This is a genomic window from Phyllobacterium endophyticum (assembly GCF_003010935.1).
In the GTDB taxonomy this organism is placed as follows: domain Bacteria; phylum Pseudomonadota; class Alphaproteobacteria; order Rhizobiales; family Rhizobiaceae; genus Phyllobacterium; species Phyllobacterium endophyticum.
The window spans coordinates 1113615-1138334 of the sequence record NZ_PGGN01000002.1 but is presented as its reverse complement, the minus strand read 5'-3'; the positions used below and the strand labels follow the sequence as shown (position 1 = coordinate 1138334).

The 24720-nt window shown below is 57.0% G+C and carries 23 protein-coding genes; 8 read left to right on the top strand and 15 right to left on the bottom strand.

Translation table 11 applies throughout. From position 1 onward, the window contains the following. The first annotated feature begins 156 nt into the window (after window positions 1-156). Entirely contained in the window at window positions 157-1218 is a 1062-nt protein-coding gene (locus CU100_RS13630; protein WP_106717061.1) for a helix-turn-helix domain-containing protein, read from the top strand. On the opposite strand, the gene CU100_RS13625 is transcribed toward CU100_RS13630, so the two are convergent. The 11 genes from CU100_RS13625 to rpsF form a co-directional block, all read right to left on the bottom strand. Continuing rightward, window positions 1215-1967: an SDR family NAD(P)-dependent oxidoreductase gene (locus tag CU100_RS13625; RefSeq protein ID WP_106717060.1), complete on the bottom strand. Its 753-nt coding sequence runs from the start codon at window positions 1965-1967 to the stop codon at window positions 1215-1217. The two genes, CU100_RS13630 and CU100_RS13625, sit on opposite strands and share 4 nt — an antisense overlap. A 9-nt stretch (window positions 1968-1976) precedes the next feature. Beyond that, entirely contained in the window at window positions 1977-3437 is a 1461-nt protein-coding gene (gene purF / locus CU100_RS13620) for an amidophosphoribosyltransferase (RefSeq protein WP_407070330.1), read from the bottom strand. Between the two features lie 178 nt (window positions 3438-3615). Next, window positions 3616-4218: a CvpA family protein gene (locus tag CU100_RS13615; protein ID WP_106717058.1), complete on the bottom strand. Its 603-nt coding sequence runs from the start codon at window positions 4216-4218 to the stop codon at window positions 3616-3618. A gap of 40 nt (window positions 4219-4258) precedes the next feature. Further along, window positions 4259-5659, bottom strand: a complete 1401-nt coding sequence (radA, locus tag CU100_RS13610) for a DNA repair protein RadA (RefSeq protein ID WP_106717057.1) — start codon at window positions 5657-5659, stop codon at window positions 4259-4261. Beyond that, complete coding sequence (alr, locus tag CU100_RS13605) at window positions 5659-6801, bottom strand: alanine racemase (protein ID WP_106717056.1); 1143 nt, start codon at window positions 6799-6801, stop codon at window positions 5659-5661. The genes radA and alr overlap by 1 nt, the downstream gene beginning before the upstream one ends. 29 nt (window positions 6802-6830) lie before the next feature. Next, window positions 6831-8324: a replicative DNA helicase gene (locus tag CU100_RS13600; protein ID WP_106717055.1), complete on the bottom strand. Its 1494-nt coding sequence runs from the start codon at window positions 8322-8324 to the stop codon at window positions 6831-6833. Between the two features lie 354 nt (window positions 8325-8678). Further along, window positions 8679-9959 (bottom strand): SAM-dependent methyltransferase, encoded by a 1281-nt coding sequence (locus CU100_RS13595; RefSeq protein WP_106717054.1) that lies wholly within the window; start codon window positions 9957-9959, stop codon window positions 8679-8681. 192 nt (window positions 9960-10151) lie between these two features. Then, window positions 10152-10721, bottom strand: a complete 570-nt coding sequence (gene rplI, locus CU100_RS13590; protein WP_106717053.1) for a 50S ribosomal protein L9 — start codon at window positions 10719-10721, stop codon at window positions 10152-10154. Between the two features lie 26 nt (window positions 10722-10747). Continuing rightward, window positions 10748-11719 carry a DUF2232 domain-containing protein gene (locus tag CU100_RS13585; RefSeq protein ID WP_106717275.1) on the bottom strand — a complete coding sequence of 324 codons (972 nt, stop codon included), beginning with the start codon at window positions 11717-11719 and terminating at the stop codon, window positions 10748-10750. Window positions 11720-11866: 147 nt separating this feature from the next. Next, the gene (rpsR, locus tag CU100_RS13580) at window positions 11867-12115 is read right to left on the bottom strand and encodes a 30S ribosomal protein S18 (protein WP_008128538.1); all 249 of its coding nucleotides are present in this window, start codon (window positions 12113-12115) and stop codon (window positions 11867-11869) included. Beyond that, window positions 12115-12540 (bottom strand): 30S ribosomal protein S6, encoded by a 426-nt coding sequence (gene rpsF, locus CU100_RS13575; RefSeq protein ID WP_106717052.1) that lies wholly within the window; start codon window positions 12538-12540, stop codon window positions 12115-12117. Before rpsF ends, rpsR begins: the two co-directional genes overlap by 1 nt. Window positions 12541-12958: 418 nt before the next feature. Between rpsF and fabD the strand changes: the two genes are divergently transcribed. The 7 genes from fabD (at window position 12959) to gmk (ending at window position 19416) form a co-directional block, all read left to right on the top strand. Next, a complete protein-coding gene (gene fabD / locus CU100_RS13570) occupies window positions 12959-13903 on the top strand; it encodes an ACP S-malonyltransferase (RefSeq protein WP_106717051.1) in 945 nt (314 codons plus the stop codon). A 17-nt stretch (window positions 13904-13920) separates the two neighbouring features. Next, window positions 13921-14658, top strand: coding sequence for a 3-oxoacyl-[acyl-carrier-protein] reductase (fabG, locus tag CU100_RS13565; RefSeq protein WP_106717050.1), 738 nt, complete (start codon window positions 13921-13923; stop codon window positions 14656-14658). Between the two features lie 258 nt (window positions 14659-14916). Continuing rightward, entirely contained in the window at window positions 14917-15153 is a 237-nt protein-coding gene (locus CU100_RS13560; protein ID WP_091880344.1) for an acyl carrier protein, read from the top strand. Window positions 15154-15262: 109 nt separating this feature from the next. Then, on the top strand, window positions 15263-16525 hold the full coding sequence (fabF, locus tag CU100_RS13555; RefSeq protein WP_106717049.1) for a beta-ketoacyl-ACP synthase II: 1263 nt from the start codon (window positions 15263-15265) through the stop codon (window positions 16523-16525). A 91-nt stretch (window positions 16526-16616) separates the two neighbouring features. Beyond that, window positions 16617-17828: an endolytic transglycosylase MltG gene (mltG, locus tag CU100_RS13550; RefSeq protein WP_106717048.1), complete on the top strand. Its 1212-nt coding sequence runs from the start codon at window positions 16617-16619 to the stop codon at window positions 17826-17828. Window positions 17829-17875: 47 nt separating this feature from the next. Further along, a complete protein-coding gene (locus CU100_RS13545; RefSeq protein ID WP_106717047.1) occupies window positions 17876-18766 on the top strand; it encodes a YicC/YloC family endoribonuclease in 891 nt (296 codons plus the stop codon). A 2-nt stretch (window positions 18767-18768) separates the two neighbouring features. Beyond that, window positions 18769-19416 carry a guanylate kinase gene (gene gmk / locus CU100_RS13540; RefSeq protein WP_106717046.1) on the top strand — a complete coding sequence of 216 codons (648 nt, stop codon included), beginning with the start codon at window positions 18769-18771 and terminating at the stop codon, window positions 19414-19416. On the opposite strand, the gene rsmA is transcribed toward gmk, so the two are convergent. The 4 genes from rsmA to CU100_RS13520 form a co-directional block, all read right to left on the bottom strand. Next, the gene (rsmA, locus tag CU100_RS13535; RefSeq protein WP_106717045.1) at window positions 19413-20234 is read right to left on the bottom strand and encodes a 16S rRNA (adenine(1518)-N(6)/adenine(1519)-N(6))-dimethyltransferase RsmA; all 822 of its coding nucleotides are present in this window, start codon (window positions 20232-20234) and stop codon (window positions 19413-19415) included. The two genes, gmk and rsmA, sit on opposite strands and share 4 nt — an antisense overlap. Further along, window positions 20231-21268 (bottom strand): 4-hydroxythreonine-4-phosphate dehydrogenase PdxA, encoded by a 1038-nt coding sequence (gene pdxA / locus CU100_RS13530; protein WP_106717044.1) that lies wholly within the window; start codon window positions 21266-21268, stop codon window positions 20231-20233. The genes rsmA and pdxA overlap by 4 nt, the downstream gene beginning before the upstream one ends. Next, a complete protein-coding gene (locus CU100_RS13525) occupies window positions 21268-22221 on the bottom strand; it encodes a peptidylprolyl isomerase (protein ID WP_106717043.1) in 954 nt (317 codons plus the stop codon). The genes pdxA and CU100_RS13525 overlap by 1 nt, the downstream gene beginning before the upstream one ends. Before the next feature lie 140 nt (window positions 22222-22361). Continuing rightward, entirely contained in the window at window positions 22362-24719 is a 2358-nt protein-coding gene (locus CU100_RS13520) for an LPS-assembly protein LptD (protein WP_183635457.1), read from the bottom strand. Between the last annotated feature and the right edge of the window lies 1 nt (window position 24720).

The window sequence follows — 24720 nt, the reverse complement described above, 5'->3', positions numbered from 1 at the left end:
AAAAATTCGGGCATCATGTTCTCCTGAGATAGCGCCATTCTCAGCGCTGCCCCAAGAACCGGCATTGTGCAGGTAATTTCGACCTCGATTGCTTTTTAGGTCGTCCGCGATTGCAATCGAGGTCATAGTAACGTTCCGATTACCGTGGTCTTGACGATGCTCTTTATTCCATTGCCGTTTGTCGTTGCGCTACTGCTCGTCATCCTTCTGCTCCAGATGATCAGACGGCGGGAAGTGACTGTTTTGAATCCGTTTTTCTCTTGTTTGATCGCTGCTTATGCGCTGCAATCAATCGTCATTGGTTTGCGTTGGGGCTACGACCTCATGGAAGTGTTGCCGGTCCAGGCTGTGCTGGCAGCCGCTATCGCATCGCTGGCCTGGCTCAGCTTCGAAGGCCTGCGCACGGAGCGATCTCCCTTAGAGCGGCCTCTATTGTGGCTGCATTCGCTACCGCCATTGCTCGTGGTAGCACTGGTCGCGTTCTGGCCCGCTCCAATCTCGCTCATGCTCATTCTGATTTTTGCGGGCTATGGAGTTGCGCTTATATGCCTGGCATCGGCAGGTACCGATGTTCTATCCTCGGCGCGCCTCGAGGGCGTTATCAACTCACATCGTGCCTTGCAGGTAACGGCTTTCGCCATCGCTGCCTCGGCCGTCATCGATGTCATCATCAGCCTGGACTTCGCATGGTCCGGCGGCATTCATTCCGGCAAGATTGTTGCTATCGGCAACGTGCTTGCGATGCTGGTTTTGGGCACGGCGGCAACTGTGGCTGGTACCAATCAGTCACCGGCAGACGTTGAGGTCGATGACAACGAGAGTACAAGCCGACCAAGTGTTGAGGACACGCAGATATCAGCCTCTCTCGACGATCTCATGCAATCGCGCACCCTCTATCGAGATGTCGATCTCAATCTCAACCGGCTCGCCCGGAAAATGGGACTATCGGTCCGGCAAGTGTCAAGCGCGGTAAACCGCGTCAAATCGATGAGCGTTTCGCAGTACGTGAATGATTACAGGGTGAGGGAAGCTTGCCGTTCGCTCACCGAGACGGAAGAACCGATCACGCGGATCATGTTTGATGCCGGCTTTCAGACGAAGTCGAACTTTAATCGCGAGTTCCTGCGTGTCACTGGCATGAGCCCGAAGGCGTGGCGTGCCCGGGCTATTGTGAAACCGGATGAAAAGACAGCGAAGATCATTCGCCTCGTTGGTTAGCTCGGGTCGTTGTAGCTCAGCAATTTGTCGCTACGCACATCATAAAGTCTACCCGTTGCATCGAGCGCCGGATCGCAGAGGAGGGCGATCTTGGCGGCAACCTCTGCCGGCGTTGGCAGTGTTTCAGGATCCTCGCCTGGCATGGCTTGCGCGCGCATGGCTGTACGGGTAGCGCCGGGATTGACGGAGTTGATGCGCAGGCGCGTCTGCCGCGATTCCTCGGCCCACGTCCTCGCCATCACCTCCACAGCCGCCTTGGAAGCCGCATAAGGACCCCAAAAAGCCCGTGCCGTATGCGCAACGCCCGACGACAACAGGATTGCGCGGCCAGCGTCTGAAAACTTCAGGAGCGGATCCGTGGTGCGGATCAGACGCCAGACGCTGGAAACATTGATGGCCATGAGCTTGTCGAAGACCTTCGCCTCCACATGTCCTATTGGCGAGATCGTTCCGAGAATGCCTGCATTGGCGACCAAAATATCGAGCTTGCCCCAGCGCTCATGAATGGAACCGCCAAGCCGGTCGATGGCGGGCATATCCGTCAGGTCGAGCGGAACCAGCGTTGCCGTTCCACCTGCGCCCCTTATCTCGTCGTCAAGTTCTTCAAGGCCGCCGACAGTGCGGGCCACGGCAATCACATGGGCACCGCGTGCAGCCAGTTCCTTGGAAAGCGAATAGCCAATGCCCCGGGACGCGCCGGTGACAAGCGCAAGCTTGCCGTCCAGCCGAAAACTGCCGTCAGAAATCATCAGGTGAACTCAACCGTTATTTGCGAGAAGCGAAAATTGCCGGACGTTGCTCGCACCATCCTTGTCAAGGAGCCGTGTCGGGTAGTCGCCCGTGAAATAGTGATCGGTGAAAAGCGGCGCGCGCGGGTCGCGTGGAGCGCCGCTGACTGCCTTGTAAAGCCCGTCGATCGACAGGAACGCCAGCGAATCTGCGCCGATATACTCGCACATGGCCGCAAGGTCCGCATATTGATTGGCGAGGAGCTTGTCTGCATCCGGCGTGTCGATGCCATAGAAGTCCGGGTGGAAGATCATCGGACTGGCGACGCGGATATGTACCTCGCTTGCACCGGCATCGCGGATCATCTGAACAATTTTGACAGATGTTGTGCCGCGTACGATAGAATCGTCGACGAGTACGACGCGCTTGCCTTCGATGACCGCACGATTGGCCGAATGTTTCAGCTTCACGCCGAAAGCCCGGATCGACTGGGTTGGTTCGATGAACGTCCGACCGACATAATGGTTGCGGATAATGCCAAGCTCAAAGGGGATGCCGCTCGCTTGCGCGAAACCGATAGCTGCCGGAGTGCCGCCATCCGGCACGGGAACGACTACATCGGCCTCAAGCGGTGCTTCCAGGGCAAGATTCATGCCCATGTTCTTGCGTGCATTGTAGACGTTGCGGCCGCCGACGACTGAATCCGGACGGGCGAAATAAACGTACTCGAAAAGACAAAGTCTTTCGCGCGTGGGTTTCTGCGGCTTGTATGTATCGATGCTGATGGAGCCGTCGGCCTGGATCTCGCAAACGACAACTTCGCCGTTCTCGATGTCGCGGACAAATTTCGCACCAATGATATCGAGTGCGCAGGTCTCGGATGCAAAAATTGGCTTACCGTCGAGATCACCCATCACGAGCGGTCGGATACCGATCGGATCGCGCGCGGCAATGAGCTTCGTACGGGTGAGGGCGAGCATCGCGTAGCCGCCTTCCATCTGGCGGATGGCATCGATGAAGCGGTCGCTGGATGAAGCATGCCGCGATCGGGCGATGAGATGAAGCACGACTTCGGTATCGGAGTTGGACTGGCAAATTGCGCCATCCGCAATCAGTTGGCGGCGCAGGGTAAGTCCGTTGGTAAAATTGCCGTTGTGCGCGATGGCGATTCCGCCGACCTCGAGTTCGGCCAGGAGCGGCTGTACATTGCGAAGAACCGTGTCTCCGGTCGTCGAATAGCGTACGTGGCCGATCGCCCTGTCGCCCGGCAACTGCGCAAGTGTGGCCGGGTTGGTATAATGATCGCCGACAAGGCCCATGCGCCGTTCGGAGCAGAACTGCTTTCCATCATAGGAGACGATACCGGCTGCTTCCTGGCCCCGGTGCTGCAATGCGTGCAGTCCGAGCGCGGTCAGCGTTGCGGCGTCAGGATGCCCCAAAATGCCAAACACACCGCACTCTTCATGCAGTGTGTCGTCATCAAGGGACATCAATTGATTATCGTCACGAGAAATGTCGGTCATTGCCGCCAGCCTTTCGCCCCAAGATTTCCTTGGGCTCGAGTCAATTGTGCCTGATTTGCATTATGCCACGTATATGGAGCATTACCTAGTAAACGCCAAGACCCGATAGATGCCAATATTGACGCAGTTGTGTTCGTCGTACCAATTACTGCTGATTGGTGGACCCCTCTGGCGGGATATCTTCTTTTGGCTCCGGCGTCGTCGTGCTATCGGGCGCCGCTTCCGGAGTTGCTGTGGTGCCGGGTTTCAGTCGATTGAGGATGGTCGATTCTGGGTCTTCCGGCAACAATCCTATCAGCTTTGTACCCAACTGATCGATCATCGGCTTGGACTTGGCCTGGCCGACCCATGATGGCTGGTTTTCAGGAACGAGCCAGTTGAAGAACAGCATCGCAACGACCACGAGAAGAATTCCACGGGCTGCACCGAAGAGAAAGCCGAGCGTGCGATCAAGTGCGCCTATCCGGCTGTCTATGATGAAATCGGCGATTTTCATGGTGATGACTGAAACGACGATTAGCGTAACGACGAAGACGAGGCCGGCTGCCGCGATCTGCGCGATCGTATCATTGCTGATATAGGGCGTAAGAAACGGTATGACGGGCTTGTAGAATAGATACGCTGCCGCGGCTGCCGCTGCCCAGGAGACCACAGATAATACTTCGCGTGAAAAGCCGCGTACCATGGCCAGAACAGCCGAAACGAGGGTGATGCCCAATAGAATTCCGTCAAGCAACGTAATTGGCATTTATTGTCGTCCCCATATCCAGTCTGACCACTACAGCCGGTCAGTCGTCACGTTGTCTCTTGCCAGGCCCCGATGCCGCGATCCGAGCGACCAGGTCCGGTAGTGAAGCCGTCTCCGTCAACCGGGCATTGCCGTTCTTTGCCACGTCGTTGCTTCCCTTCGGAAGAACAGCCTGCCTGAACCCAAGCTTATCCGCCTCCTTCAGTCTCTGCACGGCATGCGCCACCGGGCGAACCGCGCCAGATAAACTGACTTCGCCGAAATAGACGCAATCTGCGGGAAGGGCAATACCGGCGATAGAGGAAACCAGTGCAGATGCAACTGCAAGATCGGCTGCAGGTTCGGATATGCGATACCCGCCTGCCACATTGAGATAAACATCATGCTGGCCGAACCTTACCCCGCAGTGAGCTTCGAGTACGGCCAGAATCATCGACAGTCGGTTGCCGTCCCATCCGACAACCGCGCGGCGCGGCGTCCCCAATGTCGAGGGTGCAACCAGGGCTTGGATCTCCACGAGTATCGGGCGGGTGCCCTCCATTCCCGCAAATACCGCCGCTCCCGGCGACTTTTCGTTGCGTTCACCCAGAAAGAGCTCGGAAGGATTGGCGACCTCGCGCAATCCTTTATCTGACATCTCGAACACGCCGATTTCGTCCGTCGGACCGAAACGGTTCTTGACTGTTCTCAAGATGCGATAGTGATGGCCGCCTTCGCCCTCGAAGTAGAGCACCGCGTCGACCATGTGCTCGATGACCCGTGGCCCGGCGATCTGGCCCTCCTTCGTCACGTGCCCGACGAGAACAACGGCTGCGCCGGTCTGTTTAGCGTAGCGGATCATCGCCTGCGCGCCGGCGCGAACCTGCGTCACAGTGCCGGGCGCAGAATCGGCACCGTCCGTCCACAAGGTCTGTATCGAATCGATGATAATCAGGTCGGGGCGTTTTGAATCGGAGATGGTCGCCAGGATATCTTCGACGTTGGTCTCAGCGGCGAGCAGCACATCCGTATCGGCAGCATGCAGTCTCTGGGCGCGCAGTCTTATCTGTGCAACGGCTTCTTCCCCGGAAACATAGACGACGCGGTGACCTTGGCGCGCGAGAGCAGCGGCTGCCTGCGTCAGCAACGTTGATTTGCCGATGCCGGGATCTCCGCCGATCAGAATCGCGGAGCCGCGTACGAATCCGCCACCGGTGACACGGTCGAGTTCGCCGATACCTGACTGGATGCGTGGCGCATCCTCTATCTCACCGGAAAGCGTGGTCAAGGCGACCGCGCGACCCTTGCGCAACGATAGCTTGCCCGGGCCGCTGCCGATACCACCCGCCGTACCCTCTTCAACCAGCGTGTTCCATTCGCCGCACTCGTCGCACTTTCCTGCCCAGCGCGTGTGCACGGCACCGCAGTTTTGGCAGATAAATTGAATTCTAGCCTTCGCCATCAATTGCTTTCGGATTTGAGGTAGCGCCGGTGATAGCGGGTACCGAGGCTGGTAAGCAACTCATATCCGATCGTCCCGGCGGCTCGAGCAGCATCGTCTAACGGAACGTTCTGACCAAAGAGCTCGATGTAGTCACCCGGACGAACAGCATCAACAGGAAGGTCGGTGATGTCGAATGAGGTAAGATCCATCGTTATGCGTCCGAGAACTGGGACTTTGCTCCCCGCCACGAAGCCTTCGCCGCCATTCAGTACTGTGCCGCGCAGCGGCACACCGCTGCCCGATGCGGAGCGAAGATAGCCATCGGCGTAGCCAACGGAGCAAACGGCAATACGCGTGTCCCGGCCAAGCCTCGCGGTGGCACCGTAACCGACTGTTTCACCCTTCCTGCCGGTACGGATTTGGACAATGCGCGCCTCAAGCGTCACCACGTGGCGCATGGGGTTGGCACCTCCTGAAAACGGTTCCCCGCCATACATGGCGACGCCGGGACGGCTGAGTTCATATTCGCCGACTCCCGAGTGAAAAATACCCGGTGAATTGGCGATGCTGGATTCAATTCCGGAGAAAGCCGCCCGAAGCTTATGAAAAGACTGGATTTGCCTATCGTTCAGCGCGTGCGCTCGATCGTCTGCCGTGGCGAGATGCGTCATCAATAGGATAGGCTTGTCGTTCCGTCTGTCGGCCGCGAAGGCCAGGGCTTCATCGAGGGTGACACCAAGCCGGTTCATACCCGTATCGACGTGAAGCGCAAAGGGCAGCTTGTCCTTTCGCTTCGCATTGAGGCTCCTCCAGAGATCGAGTTCCTGTAGCGAGCCAAGAACGGGAATGAGGTCAGATTCTTCGTAGACGGGGAGGGCTTCGGAGAAGAAACCATTGAGCACGAACACCCGCGCATCAGGCGCAACTGCCCTGACGCGAAGACCTTCCTCGGCCAATGCAACGAAGAATGTCCGGCATCCCGCCTGCCACAAGGCAGGGACGACATGGATGATACCCAGACCATAGGCATCGGCCTTTACCACGGCACTGGTCTGTGCCGGCAGCGATTTTTCGGCGAGAAGCTGCCAGTTCGCCACAAGCGCATCGAGATCAATCGTCAGACGCCCGCCGGCAAGCCGGGGATCTGCACCGGTCGTCACACTTTCGGGTCGCCTGGTCACCAATCAGATCACTCGAAGCGTTCTGGCAGGTGGGAGTCTTCGGCAAGGTCGGTGAACCGGGTGAACTCCGCCTGGAACGCCAGCCTGACCGTGCCTGTTGGTCCGTGACGCTGCTTGGCAACGATGACTTCAGCCTTGCCTGCCGCTTCGTTGAGCTCGGTCTGCCACTTGAAATGCTCTTCCGTCCCGACCTTCGGTTCCTTGGTTTTGATATAATATTCATGGCGATACACGAATAGCACGACGTCGGCGTCCTGCTCGATCGAACCCGATTCACGCAAGTCGGAAAGCTGCGGATGCTTGTCTTCGCGGTTTTCAACCTGGCGGGAAAGCTGGGAGAGTGCGATGATCGGCGTGTTCAATTCCTTGCCCAGCGCCTTCAAACCGGTCGTGATCTCGGTAATCTCCTGAACGCGATTTTCGGACGCGCGCTTGGAGGAGCCTTGCATGAGCTGGATGTAGTCGATGACCAGGACGTCGAGGCCGCGCTGACGCTTTAGCCGGCGTGCGCGAGCTGCAAGCTGGGCGATGGAAATGCCGCCGGTTTGATCGATATACAGCGGCACCTTCTGCATGTGCTGCGAACAGGCAACCAGCTTCTCGAAGTCGGCTTCGCTGATTTCACCGCGACGGATCTTGGATGAACTGATCTCGGCCTGCTCGGAGATAATACGGGTTGCCAGCTGTTCCGACGACATTTCGAGCGAGAAGAAGCCGACGACGCCGCCATTCTTGGCTTTGAACGTGCCATCAGCAAGCTGTTCTGGCTCATATGCGGCGGCGATATTGAAGGCAATATTGGTGGCCAGCGACGTCTTGCCCATGCCTGGCCGGCCCGCAAGCACGATCAAGTCGGATGGCTGCAAACCGCCCATGCGCGCATCAAGCGCCCGAATGCCCGTCGAAATGCCCGAGAGATGGCCGTCTCGCATGAACGCGGCATTGGCCATGTCTACGGCAGTCTTCACCGCATCGGTAAACGTTTGAAACCCGCCATCGTAGCGGCCCGTTTCCGCAAGCTCGAACAGGCGTCGTTCCGCGTCCTCGATCTGGCCCTGCGGCGCCACGTCTACTGGCGCATCATAAGCGATATTGACCATGTCTTCGCCAATGGTGATCAGAGCGCGGCGCGTAGCAAGATCGTATATCGCCCGGCCGTAATCCTCCGCATTGATGATCGTTACCGCTTCGGCAGCAAGTCGGGCGAGATACTGCATTACCGTCATCTCGCCAATCTTGGCGTCTGCAGGCATGAACGTCTTCAGTGTGACAGGATTCGCCATTTTGCCCATGCGAATCATATCCGATGCGACTTCAAAGATTTTGCGATGCAGTGGTTCGTTGAAGTGGGTTGGCTTCAGAAAGTCGGAAACACGGTAGAACGCGTCATTGTTGACGAGAATAGCACCCAACAGCGCCTGTTCGGCCTCGATGTTGTTAGGCGCTTCGCGGTATAGCGCCCCTTGAGCCTCGTTGATCTTGCGTACCGTAGCTTCAGCCATTTGTATTTTCCTGTTCTGAAGTCACTATGGCCTAATGGGGAAAGTTATGGCGTGGCAGATTTGCCCTTATCACCACAATTCACACAGATGCGGATGACAAAACCGATCGCTTGACTCTGTCGGTCGACTATACCTTGAGTCGCGCAAATAAAGCGACGGTACAAGGACTGAAAGGCACCGCCCCTCCGTCATCCTCGGGCTTGACCCGAGGACCCACGGCAAAGGGGCGTCAGCTTGAGCAACGTACTCGACGGGATCCAGTTAGATGATTCGAAACTCGCCATTGGGCATGGCGCTGAGCTAGCATGCGTCGTGCAACCCGACGGCTCTATCCCGTCGAACGTGGCTGGAACGTTACCGCCCGGCTACTGATTCCTTTGTCTCCACCTGACTGTTCGCCGAACTGCGTTCGCACTCCAGCCGCTTCAGTCGCTTTTCTTCTTTCTCGATGTAATTGCGGGTCAGCGGCACGGACTCCTGCCGGTGCGCCAGCTGTATCTGGAACACGACGAGGTTTTGCCAGCGGAAGGCCGCCTCTGAAGCTGCAAGATAAAACTCCCACATCCGGCAGAACCGTTCGTCATAGATGGCTTTCGCCTTCTCCCGGTTCGCCATGAACCGTTGGCGCCAGATGCGCAATGTTTCCGCATAATGCAGCCGGAGAATCTCGATGTCGGTGATTACAAGGCCGGCCTTTTCAATATGCGGAAGGACTTCCGAGAGCGCCGGAATGTAGCCTCCCGGGAATATATACTTCTGAATGAAGGCATTGGTATAGGATGGCCCGTCGGAACGTCCGATCGAGTGGAGGAGGAATACACCGTCCTTCTTCAAAAGACGCGATGTATGCTGAAAATACTCCGGAAAATGCCCGATACCGACATGTTCGAACATCCCGACCGACACGATGCGATCGAAGCTGTCTTCGATGGTCCGGTAGTCCTGCAAGCTGAATTGCGCCTGCGCCGTCAGGCCTTCTTCGAAGGCACGTTTATTTGCGACGCCGAACTGCTCTTGCGAAAGCGTCACGCCGGTAACATTGGCTTTGAGGTACTTGGCGAGGTAAATCCCCAGACCTCCCCAACCGCAACCGATATCCAGAATTTTGTGTCCCTTCTGGACCAGAAGCTTGGCTGAGATGTGACGCTTTTTCGCCAATTGTGCTTCTTCGAGCGTCGCATCCGGTCGTTCGAAATAGGCGCAGGAATACTGCATGTCCGTATCGAGAAAGAGCTTGTACAGATCTTCGGACAGGTCGTAGTGACGCTGCACATTGCTCGATGCGCGCGTGAGTGTATTCATCTGGTGCAGTCGCCGGGTAGCGCGCCGGATGCCTTCGATGGCCAGCATCCAGGGTTCCTTGGCGACGGTTGCTCCGGTATTCTCGAAGATGATCTTGAGGACGTCATATATATCGCCTTCAAGAACATCGATATCGCCGTTCATATAGGCTTCGGGGAAATGCAGGGAAGGGTCGAACGCGATCTTGCGTTCGGCTGCTGAACTATTGATGCGAAAGTGAAACCGTTCGCCGGTGCCGTCGCCGAAGGTGCGCGATTGGCCGGAAGAGTCGGTGATAACCAAGGTGCCAGTGTGAATCATCCGCGAAAGCGCGGCCTTGAGAATGGCATTCATGAACAATCTCCATCAATAACGACAGAGCTCGGCCATTGTGAGACTCAGGGCGAGTCTACGGTCGGGCGTTGGAAGGAAAAACAAATCTAATCGTTTTTTCGTTCCTGAAAAGCAAAAAAATACCCGGCACTGCTGCCGGGTACTTTCAAAATATTGATGAAATTATTCGAAAGAATGATCTATGGAAGAAAATCAGGCGTTTTCTTCGCCTTCTTCGTCCTCATCGAAGAATTCATCCGCGAGCGGAGCCTCTTCAATACCATAGATCGCTTCAGCCGAGGTCAGGTCTTCGCCCTTTACCTGACGTTCGGCTTCATCTGCCGTGCGGGCGATATTGATAGTGACTGTTGCTTCGACTTCGGGATGAAGTGTCAGCACGATCTTGTGAAGACCAATGGTCTTGATCGGCGTGTTCAGTTCAACCTGGTTGCGGTTGATCGAGAAACCTTCAGCTGTGATCAGGTCTGCGATATCGCGTGTCGAAACTGAACCGTAAAGCTGGCCGGTTTCGCCAGCTGAACGTACTGCGACGAATGACTTGCCGTCGAGCTTTTCGGCAATCGCCTGTGCTTCGGTCTTGCGTTCGAGATTGCGTGCTTCGAGCTGGGCGCGCTGGCCCTCGAACTTCTTCTTGTTGGCTTCGTTGGCACGAAGAGCCTTGCCCTGTGGCAGCAGGAAATTACGGGCAAAGCCGTCCTTTACCTTGACTGTTTCGCCCATCTGGCCAAGCCGGCTGATACGTTCGAGTAGAATGACTTCCATTTGATTTATCCTTGTTTGTTCAATGTTTATTGGTCGTTGTCAGGCGGATTGGTATTCGCAGCCCTCGAAACCGGTGCGTTGCGCGACGTGTCGAACAGACCGGCCAGAAGGAAGAGGAAGAGCACAAAGGCGAACAGTACAACTGCGAGGTACGCGAGCCACAGCGCCACTGGGCGCCAGGATGCACCGCGTGTTCTCGCGTGCAGTATGGCGAAACCCGCCATTGTAAACCCGGCACCAAGAGCACCGGCGATGGCCGTGGCTGCATAGCCAGCTCCGCCAGGCAGAAAGCAGGCGGCACAGGCGACGGCGAAAATGATGAGCGCGGCGCGAGGCATACGCAGTGCGCGCGGCCAATCATCATGCGGTCGGCGCAACTTGCCGGAAGCGCCTGTCAGCCGCAGCGCCAGGTAAAGGTTGGCAACAATCACCATCATCCATACGGCAGGCTGCAGCGCGGGCAATACGCGCACGACAAATTCTGCCATGCCTTGCGCAACATCCGCATTGCCGGCAAGCTCGGGGTTGCTCGCGGCAAGTTGTTGCCCGAGGGATTTCGCAAGCTCACCGGCGAGATCATCATTGAATCCGACAAGCACGCCGATGACTATGAAACTCGCAGCGACTATCAGCGCGAGCCGCAATAGCGTATCAGCGAGCGGATACCAGACGGTCACATCCTTCGGTCCACCGATTTCTTCGGCGGGACGCGCAAGGCCGGCGAAGTAAGAGGCTGCGGCTGCGGGAAGAGCTGTGATCAGAACGACGATCAGCGCGGCCATTGGCGCCGCCAGCACCGAAACGGCTACGGCCATGGAAAGAGCGGCGACAAAGCCGACGGCCGTGCCCCAGCCAAGAGCGGCGGCAAATATGGGTAGCGGCGAAAACAGCAATAGTGCCATGGCGAGCGTAGATTGCGTGATAACGCCAATCGACAGCAGCGCGGCAGCGAAACCAGCCAGCACCCCTACGCCAAAATCTTTTGCAGTTAGTTTCATTTCGCTCGCTGTCCTGCTCTTCGAAGCAGTTAGAGGCGGTTCCTGAACCATTGCCTCAACTCGGGTTATCTTTCTCACCAGACCCGCGCCCATCGCGAATGGTGAATGAAGGCGGCAGGTATATGCCGCCGCCTTCGACACTAGGTATTACTTCACGACGTATGGCAGCAGGCCAAGGAAACGTGCACGCTTGATCGCCTGGGCGAGTTCGCGCTGCTTCTTCTGGCTGACGGCCGTGATACGGGAAGGAACGATCTTGCCACGCTCGGAAATGTAGCGCGACAGGAGCTTTACGTCCTTGTAGTCGATCTTCGGCGCATTGGCGCCCGAGAACGGGCAGGTCTTGCGGCGGCGATGGAACGGACGGCGGGTTGGGATCTGATTGATATCAACCATTATTCTGCTCCTTCACCGGCTTCGTCACGCGGACGGCGTGGACGGCGTGGACGGTCGTCATCACGGCCACCAAACTTGTTGTCGTCACGATCGCGACGATCGTCACGGCGCGCGAGCATGGCCGACTGGCCTTCCTCGTGTTCGTCGACGCGGATCGTCATGAACCGCAGAACGTCTTCGTTGATGCGCTGCTGGCGCTCGAGCTCGGCAACGGCTGCTGCAGGAGCAGTGATGTTGAGCAGAGAGTAATACGCCTTGCGGTTCTTGTTTATGCGGTAGGTGAGGGCACGAAGTCCCCAGCTTTCAATACGCCCGACTGAGCCGCCATTGGTCTCGATGATACCCTTGTACTGTTCTACAAGCGCATCGACCTGCTGCTGCGAAATGTCCTGTCGAGCAAGGAACACATGTTCGTAAAGAGCCATTGTCTTTGCCTTTCTTCGTTAATATTGCCCGGAATCAACGGTAAACCTCTGCGAATCTCTCTGCCGGAGACCGGCGAAGAAAGGACGCTGATGGAGACGATCGAGAGCGGAGACACGGGAGGCTGAAGCTTTCAAGCTTCGACGGATCAGAAATCCGGCCCTCCGTTCAGCCCCCAGCTGACGCCGAGCAATGAACGGGCGGCTTATACGGGCAAACGGCCCAATAAGCAACCCGGCTGGAATATTTATCCGATGAACGAGTTTATGCCGTATTACCAAGCGGGTGTCGACTGCATCATTACCCGAAATTGAGGCAAGTGCACCGCCACAACCATGCATCAAAGCTTGACTTCGTGCTTGCCTGTAGGCACATCGCGCGTCAGATTCACACTATAAGGAACCTTCGGAGGCGCCGCTTATGTCCATTGCATTCACCTTTCCGGGTCAAGGAAGCCAGGTTGTCGGTATGGGCAAGGCTCTGGCTGAAACTTTCCCCGAGGCTCGTGCAGTGTTTGACGAGGTGGATGAAGCGCTCGGCGAGAAGTTGTCGTCGATCGTCTGGGACGGTCCAGAAGAAACATTGACACTGACGGCAAATGCCCAGCCCGCATTGATGGCCGTATCCATTGCCGTATTTCGTGTGCTGGAATCCAAGGGAGCATCGCTCAAGGACAAAGTCGCATTCGTGGCCGGCCACTCCCTCGGTGAATATTCTGCGTTGTGTGCTGCTGGCACCTTCACTCTTTCGGATACGGCGCGCTTGCTGCGCATTCGCGGCAATGCCATGCAAAAAGCTGTGCCCGCGGGTGAGGGCGCCATGGCTGCAATTATCGGTCTCGAGCACGAAGATGTTGAAGCCATCTGCGCCGAGGCAGCAAGGCAGGGACCAGTCCAGATCGCCAATGATAATGGCGGCGGTCAGCTGGTTATTTCCGGAGCCAAAGGACCCGTCGAGGTCGCCGCCGCGCTTGCTTCTGCCAAGGGGGCCAAGCGGGCGATCATGCTGCCCGTTTCAGCTCCCTTCCACTCAGCCCTGATGGCGCCTGCCGCCGAGGCGATGCGGGAAGCGCTAGCCAGTGTTTCCAAGAACGATCCGGTCATTCCGCTGGTCGCCAATGTTCGCGCGGCGCCCGTACAATCGGCGAGCGAAATCGCTTCGCTTCTGGTCGAGCAGGTGACAGGGCAGGTTCGTTGGCGCGAGACGATAGAGTGGTTCGGCAACAATGGGGTGACTACGCTTTATGAAATCGGCGCGGGTAAGGTGCTGACCGGTCTCGCGCGCCGTATCAATAAAGAGATGTCGGGCATAGCCGTCGGCACCCCCGAAGACATCGACGCGGCCATTGCCGCTCTAAATGCTTGAAACAAGAGGAACGCGCAATGTTTGACCTTTCAGGCCGCAAGGCACTCATCACAGGTGCGACGGGTGGTATAGGCGAGGCTATTGCCCGCTCGTTGCATGCCCAGGGAGCAATCGTCGGCCTGCATGGTACGCGTGTTGAAAAACTCGAAGCTTTGGCGGCTGATCTTGGCGATCGCGTGAAGATTTTTCCGGCGAACCTCTCCAATCGCGATGAGGTGAAGGCGCTTGGTGAAAAGGCGGAAGCTGATCTCGAAGGCGTGGAGATTCTTGTCAATAATGCAGGCATCACCAAGGACGGCCTGTTCGTACGCATGAGCGATGGCGATTGGGACAATGTTCTTGAGGTCAATCTGACCGCCGTATTCAGGCTGACGCGCGAGCTTACCCATCCCATGATGCGCCGCCGCTATGGCCGGATCATCAACATTACCTCGGTAGTCGGCGTGACCGGCAATCCAGGACAGACTAATTATGTAGCGTCCAAGGCCGGACTGATCGGCTTCTCCAAATCACTCGCGCAGGAAATCGCCAGCCGCAATGTCACAGTCAATTGCGTTGCGCCGGGTTTCATCGAATCGGCAATGACAGACAAGCTCAACGACAAGCAGAAGGAAGGTATCATGTCTGCCATCCCCATGCGCCGCATGGGCACCGGCGCCGAGGTTGCTTCGTCGGTTGTCTATCTTGCCAGCAGTGAAGCCTCCTATGTCACCGGCCAGACCATTCACGTCAACGGCGGCATGGCAATGATCTAAGCTATGCACCGGGCATATCCGCCGGTATGGTTCTCAAACACATTTATGAGATTGAGACCGCGAATAAAGCGTGATAAGTCGCGCACCAGTCTGGGCAGTCAAATCGATTTGATGTCCTTTCAATTCCGCAAGGAATGAGCCGCAGGGGCGGTTGTTTTAGCTGTTAAACAGGGCGAAACAACCATCTTATTGCTTGATTAGAGTCATCCGTGCCGCTAACCAAGGCATAGGGAAAAACAAACAGGTTGAGGTTTCCACATGAGTGATACTGCAGAACGCGTCAAGAAAATCGTTATTGAACATCTGGGCGTTGATGCCGAGAAAGTCACCGATGGTGCCAGCTTCATCGACGATCTGGGCGCCGACAGCCTTGATACTGTCGAGCTCGTGATGGCTTTTGAGGAAGAGTTCGGCGTCGAAATCCCCGACGATGCTGCCGAGACAATTCTGACGGTCGGCGATGCGGTCAAGTTCATCGACAAAGCATCTGCCTGATAATTGTTCGGCCCTGCAGCGTGTGGATCGTGATATAGGGTATTCAGCCTTGCTCGTTCATACGTTGGGCCGGAAACATCATGTCGCATTTGATAGTTAAGGATCTGCCATGAGGCGCGTTGTCATAACCGGCCTTGGGCTGGTTTCTCCTCTTGCATCCGGAGTTGAACTGACCTGGTCGCGGCTACTTGCCGGCCAGAGCGGCGCCCGGCTTGTAACGGAATTTGAAGTTGAAGATCTGCCTTGCAAGATCGCTTGCCGTATTCCGGTAGGTGATGGTTCGGACGGCACGTTCAATCCTGATGATTGGATGGAGCCAAAAGAGCAGCGCAAGGTTGATCCCTTCATCATTTATGCTGTGGCGGCGGCCGATCAGGCGCTTGCCGATGCCAAGTGGGCACCGGAAAGCGACGAGGACCAAATCCGCACTGGTGTTCTGATCGGCTCCGGCATTGGCGGGCTCGAAGGCATCGTCGAGGCGGGTTATACGCTCCGCGACAAAGGTCCAAGGCGCATCTCGCCTTTCTTCATTCCGGGTCGTCTGATCAACCTGGCTTCTGGCCAGGTGTCGATCAAGCACAAGCTGCGGGGGCCGAATCATTCAGTCGTTACCGCATGTTCCACCGGCGCACACGCTATTGGCGATGCCTCGCGTCTGATCGCATTCGGCGATGCTGACATCATGGTGGCTGGGGGAACGGAGTCGCCGGTTAGCCGCATTTCGCTGGCCGGCTTTGCAGCATGCAAGGCACTGTCCACCGCCAGAAACGACGATCCGACAGCAGCCTCGAGGCCTTATGATGAAGACCGCGATGGATTCGTCATGGGCGAGGGCGCTGGCATCGTTGTTCTTGAGGAACTGGAACATGCTCTCGCGCGCGGCGCCAAAATCTACGCCGAAATCATCGGTTATGGGCTTTCCGGCGACGCTTATCACATTACCGCCCCCTCGGAGAGCGGCGAGGGCGCGCAGCGTTCGATGGAAATGGCGCTGAAACGTGCGGGGATTACACCCGACGATCTCGATTATATCAACTCGCATGGTACGTCCACGATGGCCGACACTATCGAACTTGGTGCAGTCGAGCGCGTTGTCGGCGATGCCGCTTCGAAAATTTCCATGTCTTCCACCAAGTCTTCGATCGGACATCTTCTGGGTGCTGCCGGCTCGACGGAGGCAATTTTCTGCGCATTGGCCATCCGTGACAATATCGCTCCGGCGACAATCAATCTCGACAAGCCATCCAAGGAGACGAAGATCGATCTGGTTCCGCACAAGCCGCGTGAACGCAAGATCGACATCGCGCTTTCCAATTCTTTTGGATTTGGCGGTACCAACGCTTCGCTCGTGATGCGGCGTTACCAACAGTGATTGATATCGTGGCAAAGCGCTCCCGCGCTTTTGCCACATTCACAATCGATTCTATCGGCGTCAGCCGGTATCATGTCCCGAGGTGGTTTGCGTGAGCTCAGATCAGCAGTCTGAAGAGACAAACGGTTCAGCCGCCGCCAACGCGCCGGATCGCAAGCCGATTGTCCCGCAATCGGCTTCTGAAGCTCTGCGTCCTGAACCAGGCACACCGCCACCTCTGCCGAAGCGGCGCTCTCGTCGTGCTCGCAGCCAGATCGTTGTTTTTGCCAATTTCATGTTGTCGCTCGTCGTGCTGGTGGTTATTGCCGCCGCCGCTGCGGTATACTTCGGCAAGCTTGCCTTCAATGAGCCTGGGCCTAGCGAAGTTACAACCAACTACGTTGTCAAGAGCGGTACCGGGATTGTCGAAATAGCTGACGGGCTGGAAAGGCGTGGAATCATCAGTGACGCCCGCGTCTTTAAATATGGCGTTCAGGCCTATGGCCATCAGGGCGACATGAAAGCCGGCGAGTACGAAATCAAAGCGCATGCGTCGATGCGCGAGATCATGGACCTGTTGCGCAGCGGAAAATCCGTTCTCCGGTCGCTGACGATCCCCGAAGGGCTCACCGTCGAGCAGATTTTCCAGCGCGTACGTGAAGACGAGGTCCTTGTGGGTGATTTGCCTGCAGTCATGCCGCGTGAGGGCTCGCTTTTCGCCAATACGATGCGGTTTTCGCGAGGTACGACCCGCGAAGAATTGATCAAGAAGATGCAGGCCGACCAGAAGAAGCTGGTCGAGGACATTTGGGCGCGCCGTGATCCCAACATCCCGCTGAAAACCGTCGAAGAGTTCGTGACGCTCGCATCCATCGTGGAAAAGGAAACTGGCAAGGCGGACGAGCGTCCGCGTGTGGCGGCGGTGTTTATCAATCGCTTGAACAAGCGCATGCGCCTGCAGTCCGACCCTACGATCATCTACGGTCTGTTTGGCGGCAAGGGCAAGCCATCTGACCGCCCGATTCTCAAGTCAGATCTCGAGAAGCCGACGCCTTACAACACCTATACGATCAACGGGCTGCCACCTGGCCCCATCGCAAATCCGGGCCGGGATGCCCTGGAGGCGGTTGCTCATCCGTCGCAGACCAGGGATCTCTACTTTGTAGCCGATGGCAGCGGCGGACATGTGTTCGCCGAAACGCTGGAAGAACACAATGAAAATGTTCGGCGCTGGCGAGAGGTTGAAAAAAACCGTATCGATGAAGCTGCCAAGGCCGCCACCGGGGACAAAAATGCATCTCCGGATGTGGGTAGTGGAAATTAATATTCAGAGGCCCGACTGGCCTTCCGCTTTTGTTCCGAGGGGTAGACATGTCATTGCAAAGCATGACGGGATTTGCCCGCCACCTTCGAAACAGTGACGGTGCGCAGGTCTCCTGGGAGGTAAAATCGGTCAACGGCAAGGGCCTGGACGTTCGGTTTCGGTTGCCCCCGGGCCTCGAACTGATTGAACCCAAGGCCCGAGCACTTTTCTGCCAGCACTTCAAGCGGGGTAATTTTCAGGCGGCCCTTACCGTCGATCGCGGTGCGGGTATTGCCAAAGGCATCGTCAACGAACCACTCTTGAAGGAATTGGCGGCCGTCGCCGCGCGCCTGCGTGAGGACTATGGTTTGGCGGCGTCGACACCGGAGGGCCTCATGTCGTTACGCGGTGTGCTTGAGGCGCCGCAGGAGGTTGCGCTCGCGCCGGAAGACCAGCAGAAGCTTGAGGAAGCCGTACTGGCTGTTCTGGACGAGACCCTGACCCAATTAGCCGCTAACCGCAAAGCTGAAGGCAGGGCCTTGGGAGAGATTGTGACAGTGCAACTCGCCGCGATCGAGATGCTTGTGGAACAGGCAAGACTTGATCCAAGCCGCACGTTGGATGCTGTCCGCGAACGTCTCGCCGCTCAAGTTTCGCTGTTGATTGACGCCGCTCCCACACTGGATGAGTCGCGTTTGCACATGGAGGCGGCTTTCCTGGCGACAAAGGCGGACGTCCAGGAAGAGCTTGACCGGCTGGAAATACATGTCGCCGCCGCGCGTGATCTTCTGAGGGAAGGCAACGGCATCGGCCGAAAGCTCGATTTTCTGACGCAAGAATTCAACCGAGAGGCGAATACGCTCTGTTCCAAGGCCAATGCGCCCTCAATTACATCGATCGGACTTGACCTGAAGGCTGTTGTGGATCAATTGCGCGAGCAGATACAGAATCTGGAGTGAATATGCCCAACAGCATCAAACGTCGCGGCCTCATGCTCGTACTTTCTTCCCCGTCCGGCGCGGGTAAGTCGACGCTTGCCCGAATGCTGCTTACGAACAAGGAAGAGCTTGAGCTTGCACTTTCGATCAGCGTAACCACACGTCCACGCCGCCCCAGCGAGATCGAGGGTGTTCATTATCATTTCATTTCACCGCGTGAGTTCGAAAGGCTGCGCGACAGCGATGCGTTGATCGAATGGGCCGAAGTCCATGGCAATTTTTACGGAACGCCGCGAGAGGCAGCGGAAAATGCGCTCGCCGATGGTCAGGACATGCTTTTCGACATCGACTGGCAGGGTGCGTTGCAACTGCAGGAGAAAATGAAGGGCGACGTTGTCAGCATATTCATTCTGCCCCCCTCCATGGCTGACCTGAAACAGCGGCTGCACCGGCGTGCGGAAGATTCTGAAGACGTCATAAACGTGCGGCTCGACAATGCCCGCAACGAGATTGAACGCTGGCGATCCTATGACTACGTCATCGTCAACAAAGATTTGGACCGAGCCTTTCATGAGGTCCAATCCATTGTAACCGCCGAGCGTCTGCGTCGGGATCGCTGCCCCGGCCTTTTCGATTTCGTGAGTAGCCTGCTTGATGAGAAGCTCAATTAGACAGCATTCGCCAGTGCGACGAATTCGTCGATAGACAGGGTTTCAGCGCGGCGGGTCGGGTCGATTCCGACCTTGGCGAGGAGCGCTTCCCCGCCTAGCGATTTGACACTTTGCCGTAACATTTTGCGCCTTTGGCCGAACGCTGCCTGTGTTACGCGTCCAAGCGTTGCTGCGTCGCAAGCAAGCGGTGTGTCCCGTGGAACCAGATGGACGACGGAAGATGTAACTTTAGGCGGCGGTGTAAATGCCTGAGGTGGCACGTCGAAGGTGATCCTCGCTTCCGTTCGCCATCCGGCCAGAACTCCGAGGCGACCATAGGCGTCCGACCCCGGCCTTGCCACGATACGCTCTGCCACTTCCCGCTGAAACATCAGTGTAAGCGATGCGTAGAACGGCGGCCAAGGTTCGCTCAGGAGCCATGTGATCAGTAACTGCGTGCCTACATTATAGGGAAGGTTAGCGACGATCTTCACCTGGCCGCCATCCGCCAGCGCAGTGAAATCCGTCTCCAGCGCATCACCTGCGATAACGCGAAGTCGGCCTGGATAGTGGTCAGATACTTCCTGCAGGGCGGCGAGGCAGCGTTCATCGCGTTCTATTGCGATCACGTTGGCTCCCTGCGCCAGGAGCGCACGTGTAAGCCCTCCGGGACCTGGTCCAACCTCGATGACAGTCTGCCGGTCCAGATTGCCGGCCTGCCGCGCAACCTTCGCCGTAAGGTTGAGATCGAAAAGGAAGTTCTGGCCGAGCGACTTCTTCGGCATCAACTCGTAGCGCTGGAGCACATCCCGCAGCGGGGGCAGACTGTCAATGCTCATGTCGAAATGATCGGGTTGGCGCGGTTACGTGCCAGTTCGTCAGCAAGACCCAACGCCGCAATGAGGCTGTCGGGCTTGGCATTTCCGGATCCGGCGATGTCGAAAGCCGTGCCGTGGTCGGGCGAGGTGCGCACGAACGGCAGGCCAAGGGTGACATTGACGCTATCGTCGAAGCCCAGTGTTTTCGCCGGTATCAGCGCCTGGTCGTGGTACATGCAAATGGCAGCATCATATGTCGCCCGTGCGGCTGCATGGAACATCGTGTCAGCGGGCAATGGTCCCCGCGCGTCAATGCCCTCTGCAAGCAACGTCTTCACGGCAGGACGCACGATGATCTCATCTTCCATCCCCATGCTGCCGCCTTCGCCAGCATGCGGGTTTAACCCGGCTATCGCAAGCCGGGGATTGGCGATGCCGAATTCGTTTTTCAGTGCGTGTGCCGTTATTCGGCACACCGTCAGGATCGTCGCTGTATCCAGAACGACTGCGACTTTGTTCAAGGCGATGTGAATGGTAACCGGAACTGCTCGAAGCTTGGGCCCCGCCAACATCATGACGGGTGTCACTGGATGTCCAAGATGTTTGCTTGCAAGATGTGCCAGAAACTCCGTGTGCCCCGGAAATTTGAATCCTGCTTCGTACAGCGGTTTCTTGGCGATCGGGCAGGTGACCACAGCCCGCGCGCGACCAGAAAGCGTCAATGCTACAGCCTGTTCGATGGCTTCGATTGTTCCCGCCGCATTCTCCGCCAGCGGCTTGCCCGGTTGATCCGATTGCCGGTTGTCCAGCGGCACGATCGGAAGTGCCTCGCCAAACACGGCGGCTGCTTCTTCGGGCGTCGCGATCTGCATTGGAACATTCACGCACAGCTGTTTGGCGCGGGAAGCCATCACTTCCGCGTCAGCAACCAGGAAAAAGGCAGGCATATGGGTTCGTTTACGCAACGCCCAGGCTGCAAGAGCGATATCTGGTCCAATACCCGAGGGATCACCGGAACTGACGGCGAGAGCGGCGTTCACCCGGTGCAATCCCATCATTCAGAAACGATCTTGGCCTTGCTACGCAGTTCCTCGAGATATTTCTTGTCGACCGCTTGAGCCGCAGCTTCCTGCTTGCCGTTGCCTGCAGCCGCAGTAGCTTCCTGCGAGAACACAAGCCGGGCAACGCGGTCATCAGAGACCTGTTTTGTCGAACAAACGCCAAGGAATTCAACACCCTTGTCCGTATCCAGCGTCGAAGTCGCCTGACCGACAGGCGTGGAAGTGACCTGCTTTGACCATTCCGCCGGCAGTTCCTGCTCGACGAACTTGCCGAGATCACGTACCGTGACGTCCAATGTGCCTTTGGCAATATCGCGTGTCGTGTCGCAGCCGTTAAAACGGGCCCGCATCGCATTGGCTTCGCCGCGCCGTTTCGGCAAGATGCCGCGATTGTTGGCGGGCACGACGAATATTACCTGCTGCAACTGATATTCCGTGGAGACGGGCTTTTTGCCGCCGTCCTTGAGCATGCGTTGTACCGCGTCCTGCTCGGAAACCCTGGTTCCTCCCTGGGAACGGTTGCGTGTGGCCAAGGCTCTGCCCCAGCTCATCTGCATGCGGATATACTCTTTGAAGTGCTGCGGCGTGACACCTGCCTTGTCCAGCACACCGTTGAGCTGGTTGAGCGTCATCTTGTTGTTGGTGGCAAAGCGGGCATAAGCATCGTTCACTTCGCTGTCGGAGACGAGCAAATTCAAACGCTTGAGCTCCTGGCGCTTCAGCGCTTCGTCGGTCAGTTCATCCCGGGCCTGCTGCGTCAAGTTTCCCTTTTTGTGCTGAAGCTTCAGAAAGGCGGCGCGCTTGGCAATGTCGTAATCGGTGATGGCGGCCCCGTTGACAACGATCTTGATCTCGCTTGCCGCAGCAGGCAGTGTCGCTCCGGCCGTCGTAACGGCACTCAATGCAGGGATCATCGCCGCTGCAAGAATATGCTTCCTCACCATCATTCCCAACTTATCCGATCATTGAGCCATTCTCATCGAACGACCAGTAGTTTCAGTTTTGAAGTGTTCGTTCCCTCTCTATTGTCGCTTTACTAAGGCAAAAGCATGACTGGCCGCAAGTGCGGCCAGCTTGAACAATAAGATTAGATGCCGCCGATATCGACCGGCTTGCCGGTTCCCCACAAAGTCCGGAAGGAAATGTTGAAACCAAACTTCGTGGTCTTGTCGCCTTCGACATTGTTCGCGGTGACGGGCTGTTCCTGGGTATAATACATACTGTAGGTGAAGCACTCGTCGTCATAGGCTAGCCCGGCAGTCTGCTTTACGAGAGTGTCTGAAACAATGTCATAGGTGCCAGAGCCCAGAACGCGCCAGTTCGGCGTCAGCTTCAACGAGCCGCCAACAGTGACTTCGTGACGGTCATCAGGAAAACCGTAGGTTTCCTGTTCAGCAATGAAAGCGTACTTGACGTACAGCGATCCGTACTTGCCAGCTGTGGTCGTTGCGACTTCCGCGCGCTCGACTTCGAAATCATCCTTGTCGAAACGGCCGCCGGTCGTCAGGTTGAAGCCGCCGCGGTTGACGCCGATCATCGCAACATAGTCGGAACGAGACGTTTCCAGCCCGGATTCCGCCCCGGCGTTCACGAAGTCAGGGGATGCGAACGAATTGAGCCCGCCCAGCTGGAATGACTGGCCAGCGATTGCGTTCAGTCCCCAGCCACTATTGAGGGTGCCTGAGTAGCGTATGCCAAGATTGGCGCGGGTACCGCCCTCGACGCGATCATAGCCGGAGAATTTATCCCGTTCGAACAGGTTCGATGCATCGAACACGAAACTCTGTGCGTCTTCATTCGGCATTTCACCGGCATAAGGCTCATTGTTGCGCACGAACAGCTGCGCTGTAGGCTCAAGCACGTGTGTTGCGCTGGTGGTTGAGAACAAAATCGGCCATCTCGCCTCCAGGCCGGCAGTCGCCATCACGCGGAAAGCTTCGGAACGAGTAACCCCTGCAGTATCGGAGTCGACATACAATCCGTCACCACGTAGTGCAAGGAGGGGGGTAAGAACCAAACCCGATGAACTGATAAACGTGCGCTTCCACTCGGCTTCACCGGTGATACGGCCATCATTGCCGTCGATGCCGGAAATATAGCCATCCCCGCACTCACTGTCGCTGCCGTCGGGGCGGAAACAATCAGCTCTGTCTCGGGTCAGCGCCTGCAAGTTCAAGTCGAAGTTGAGTTCTCCACCTGCAACAGACTGCGTTGGGGTGTAGGCATAATCAAGACTTGGCAAAACCCATGGCTGTTTCGGCTCCGATGCATTCGCGTTGGAATCTTCCCAACCCTCCTGAACGTGGAATCGGTAAAGGCTCAGGTCAAAATAGTTGCGGTCGTGCAGACCACGCAAATAAACTTGGTCCGTGATGTTGTAATTGTCGTAGTTTTCGATGCCGTAACGATAGGCAAAGGCCTTGTCCGACTGTGCGAGGACACTCCAACCATACGTCCAGCGCGGATTTATGTTGAACGCGCCGGTGGTCCCGATCATCCCACGTGTGGTGCTATTGCGATCAACCGCATCTCCATCAGCATCTCCAAAAGCTTCAGGGTCACGCTGGTCGATGCCGGCAAGCTTGATCGTATATTGACCATTAGCCAATCGGTGGCGCCATTCGGCTTCACCCAGGAACCCCTGCTGGGTATAATAAGTCCCCTGCAGCGTCAGGTCATAGTTCGGAGCCAGAGCCCAGAAATAGGGCACAGTGATGCCGGAGCCCAATTCCGTCTCGTGGCTATAGCTCGGTATGAGAAAACCGCTCTTGCGCTTGACTGTTGGGTCGGCGATTTCAAATGCCGGCAGGAATGCCAGCGGCATGCCGAACATTTCGAAGCGACCGCGCTCAAAGCGGATCGTCTTGCGTTTACCGTTCCATATGATCTTCTGCGCGCGCACCTGCCACAATGGCGCCCGATCCGGCTGGGCCCGGCAGGGCTCGCAAGCCGTATAGATACCATTGTTGAAGGTTGTCAGCTCGCCGCCGATACGCTCCGCGCTCTCGGCAGCAAAGCGCGTATTGTCCGCAGCCTCGACGCGAAGCGCGTTGACAAAGCCTTCCTTGAAATCGTCCGTGACGTCAAGATTTTCCGCATAGATGCGATTGCCGTCCTTTTCGACGATCTCGACCTTGCCTTCGGCCTTGAGCCGGCCAGTATTCTCGTCATAGGTGACCTTACGTGCGACAAGGCGGTTTCCGTCATAATCGATCTGTACGCCACCGACCGCGGAGATGGTCTTGGCGTTGATATCATAGACAAGCTCGTCCGATTCCAGCAGCAATTGTGCATTTGGATTCGTCTGTACATTCCCGACAAGTGCATCACCCGTTTGGGCGTAGGCTGGGAGCGAAATCCCGCCTGCAAGGCATAGCAAGGCCGTGCTGCACGCAAGTCGTGCAAACCACGCCGGCAATACCAAGCGCGTTACATTCAATCCCACT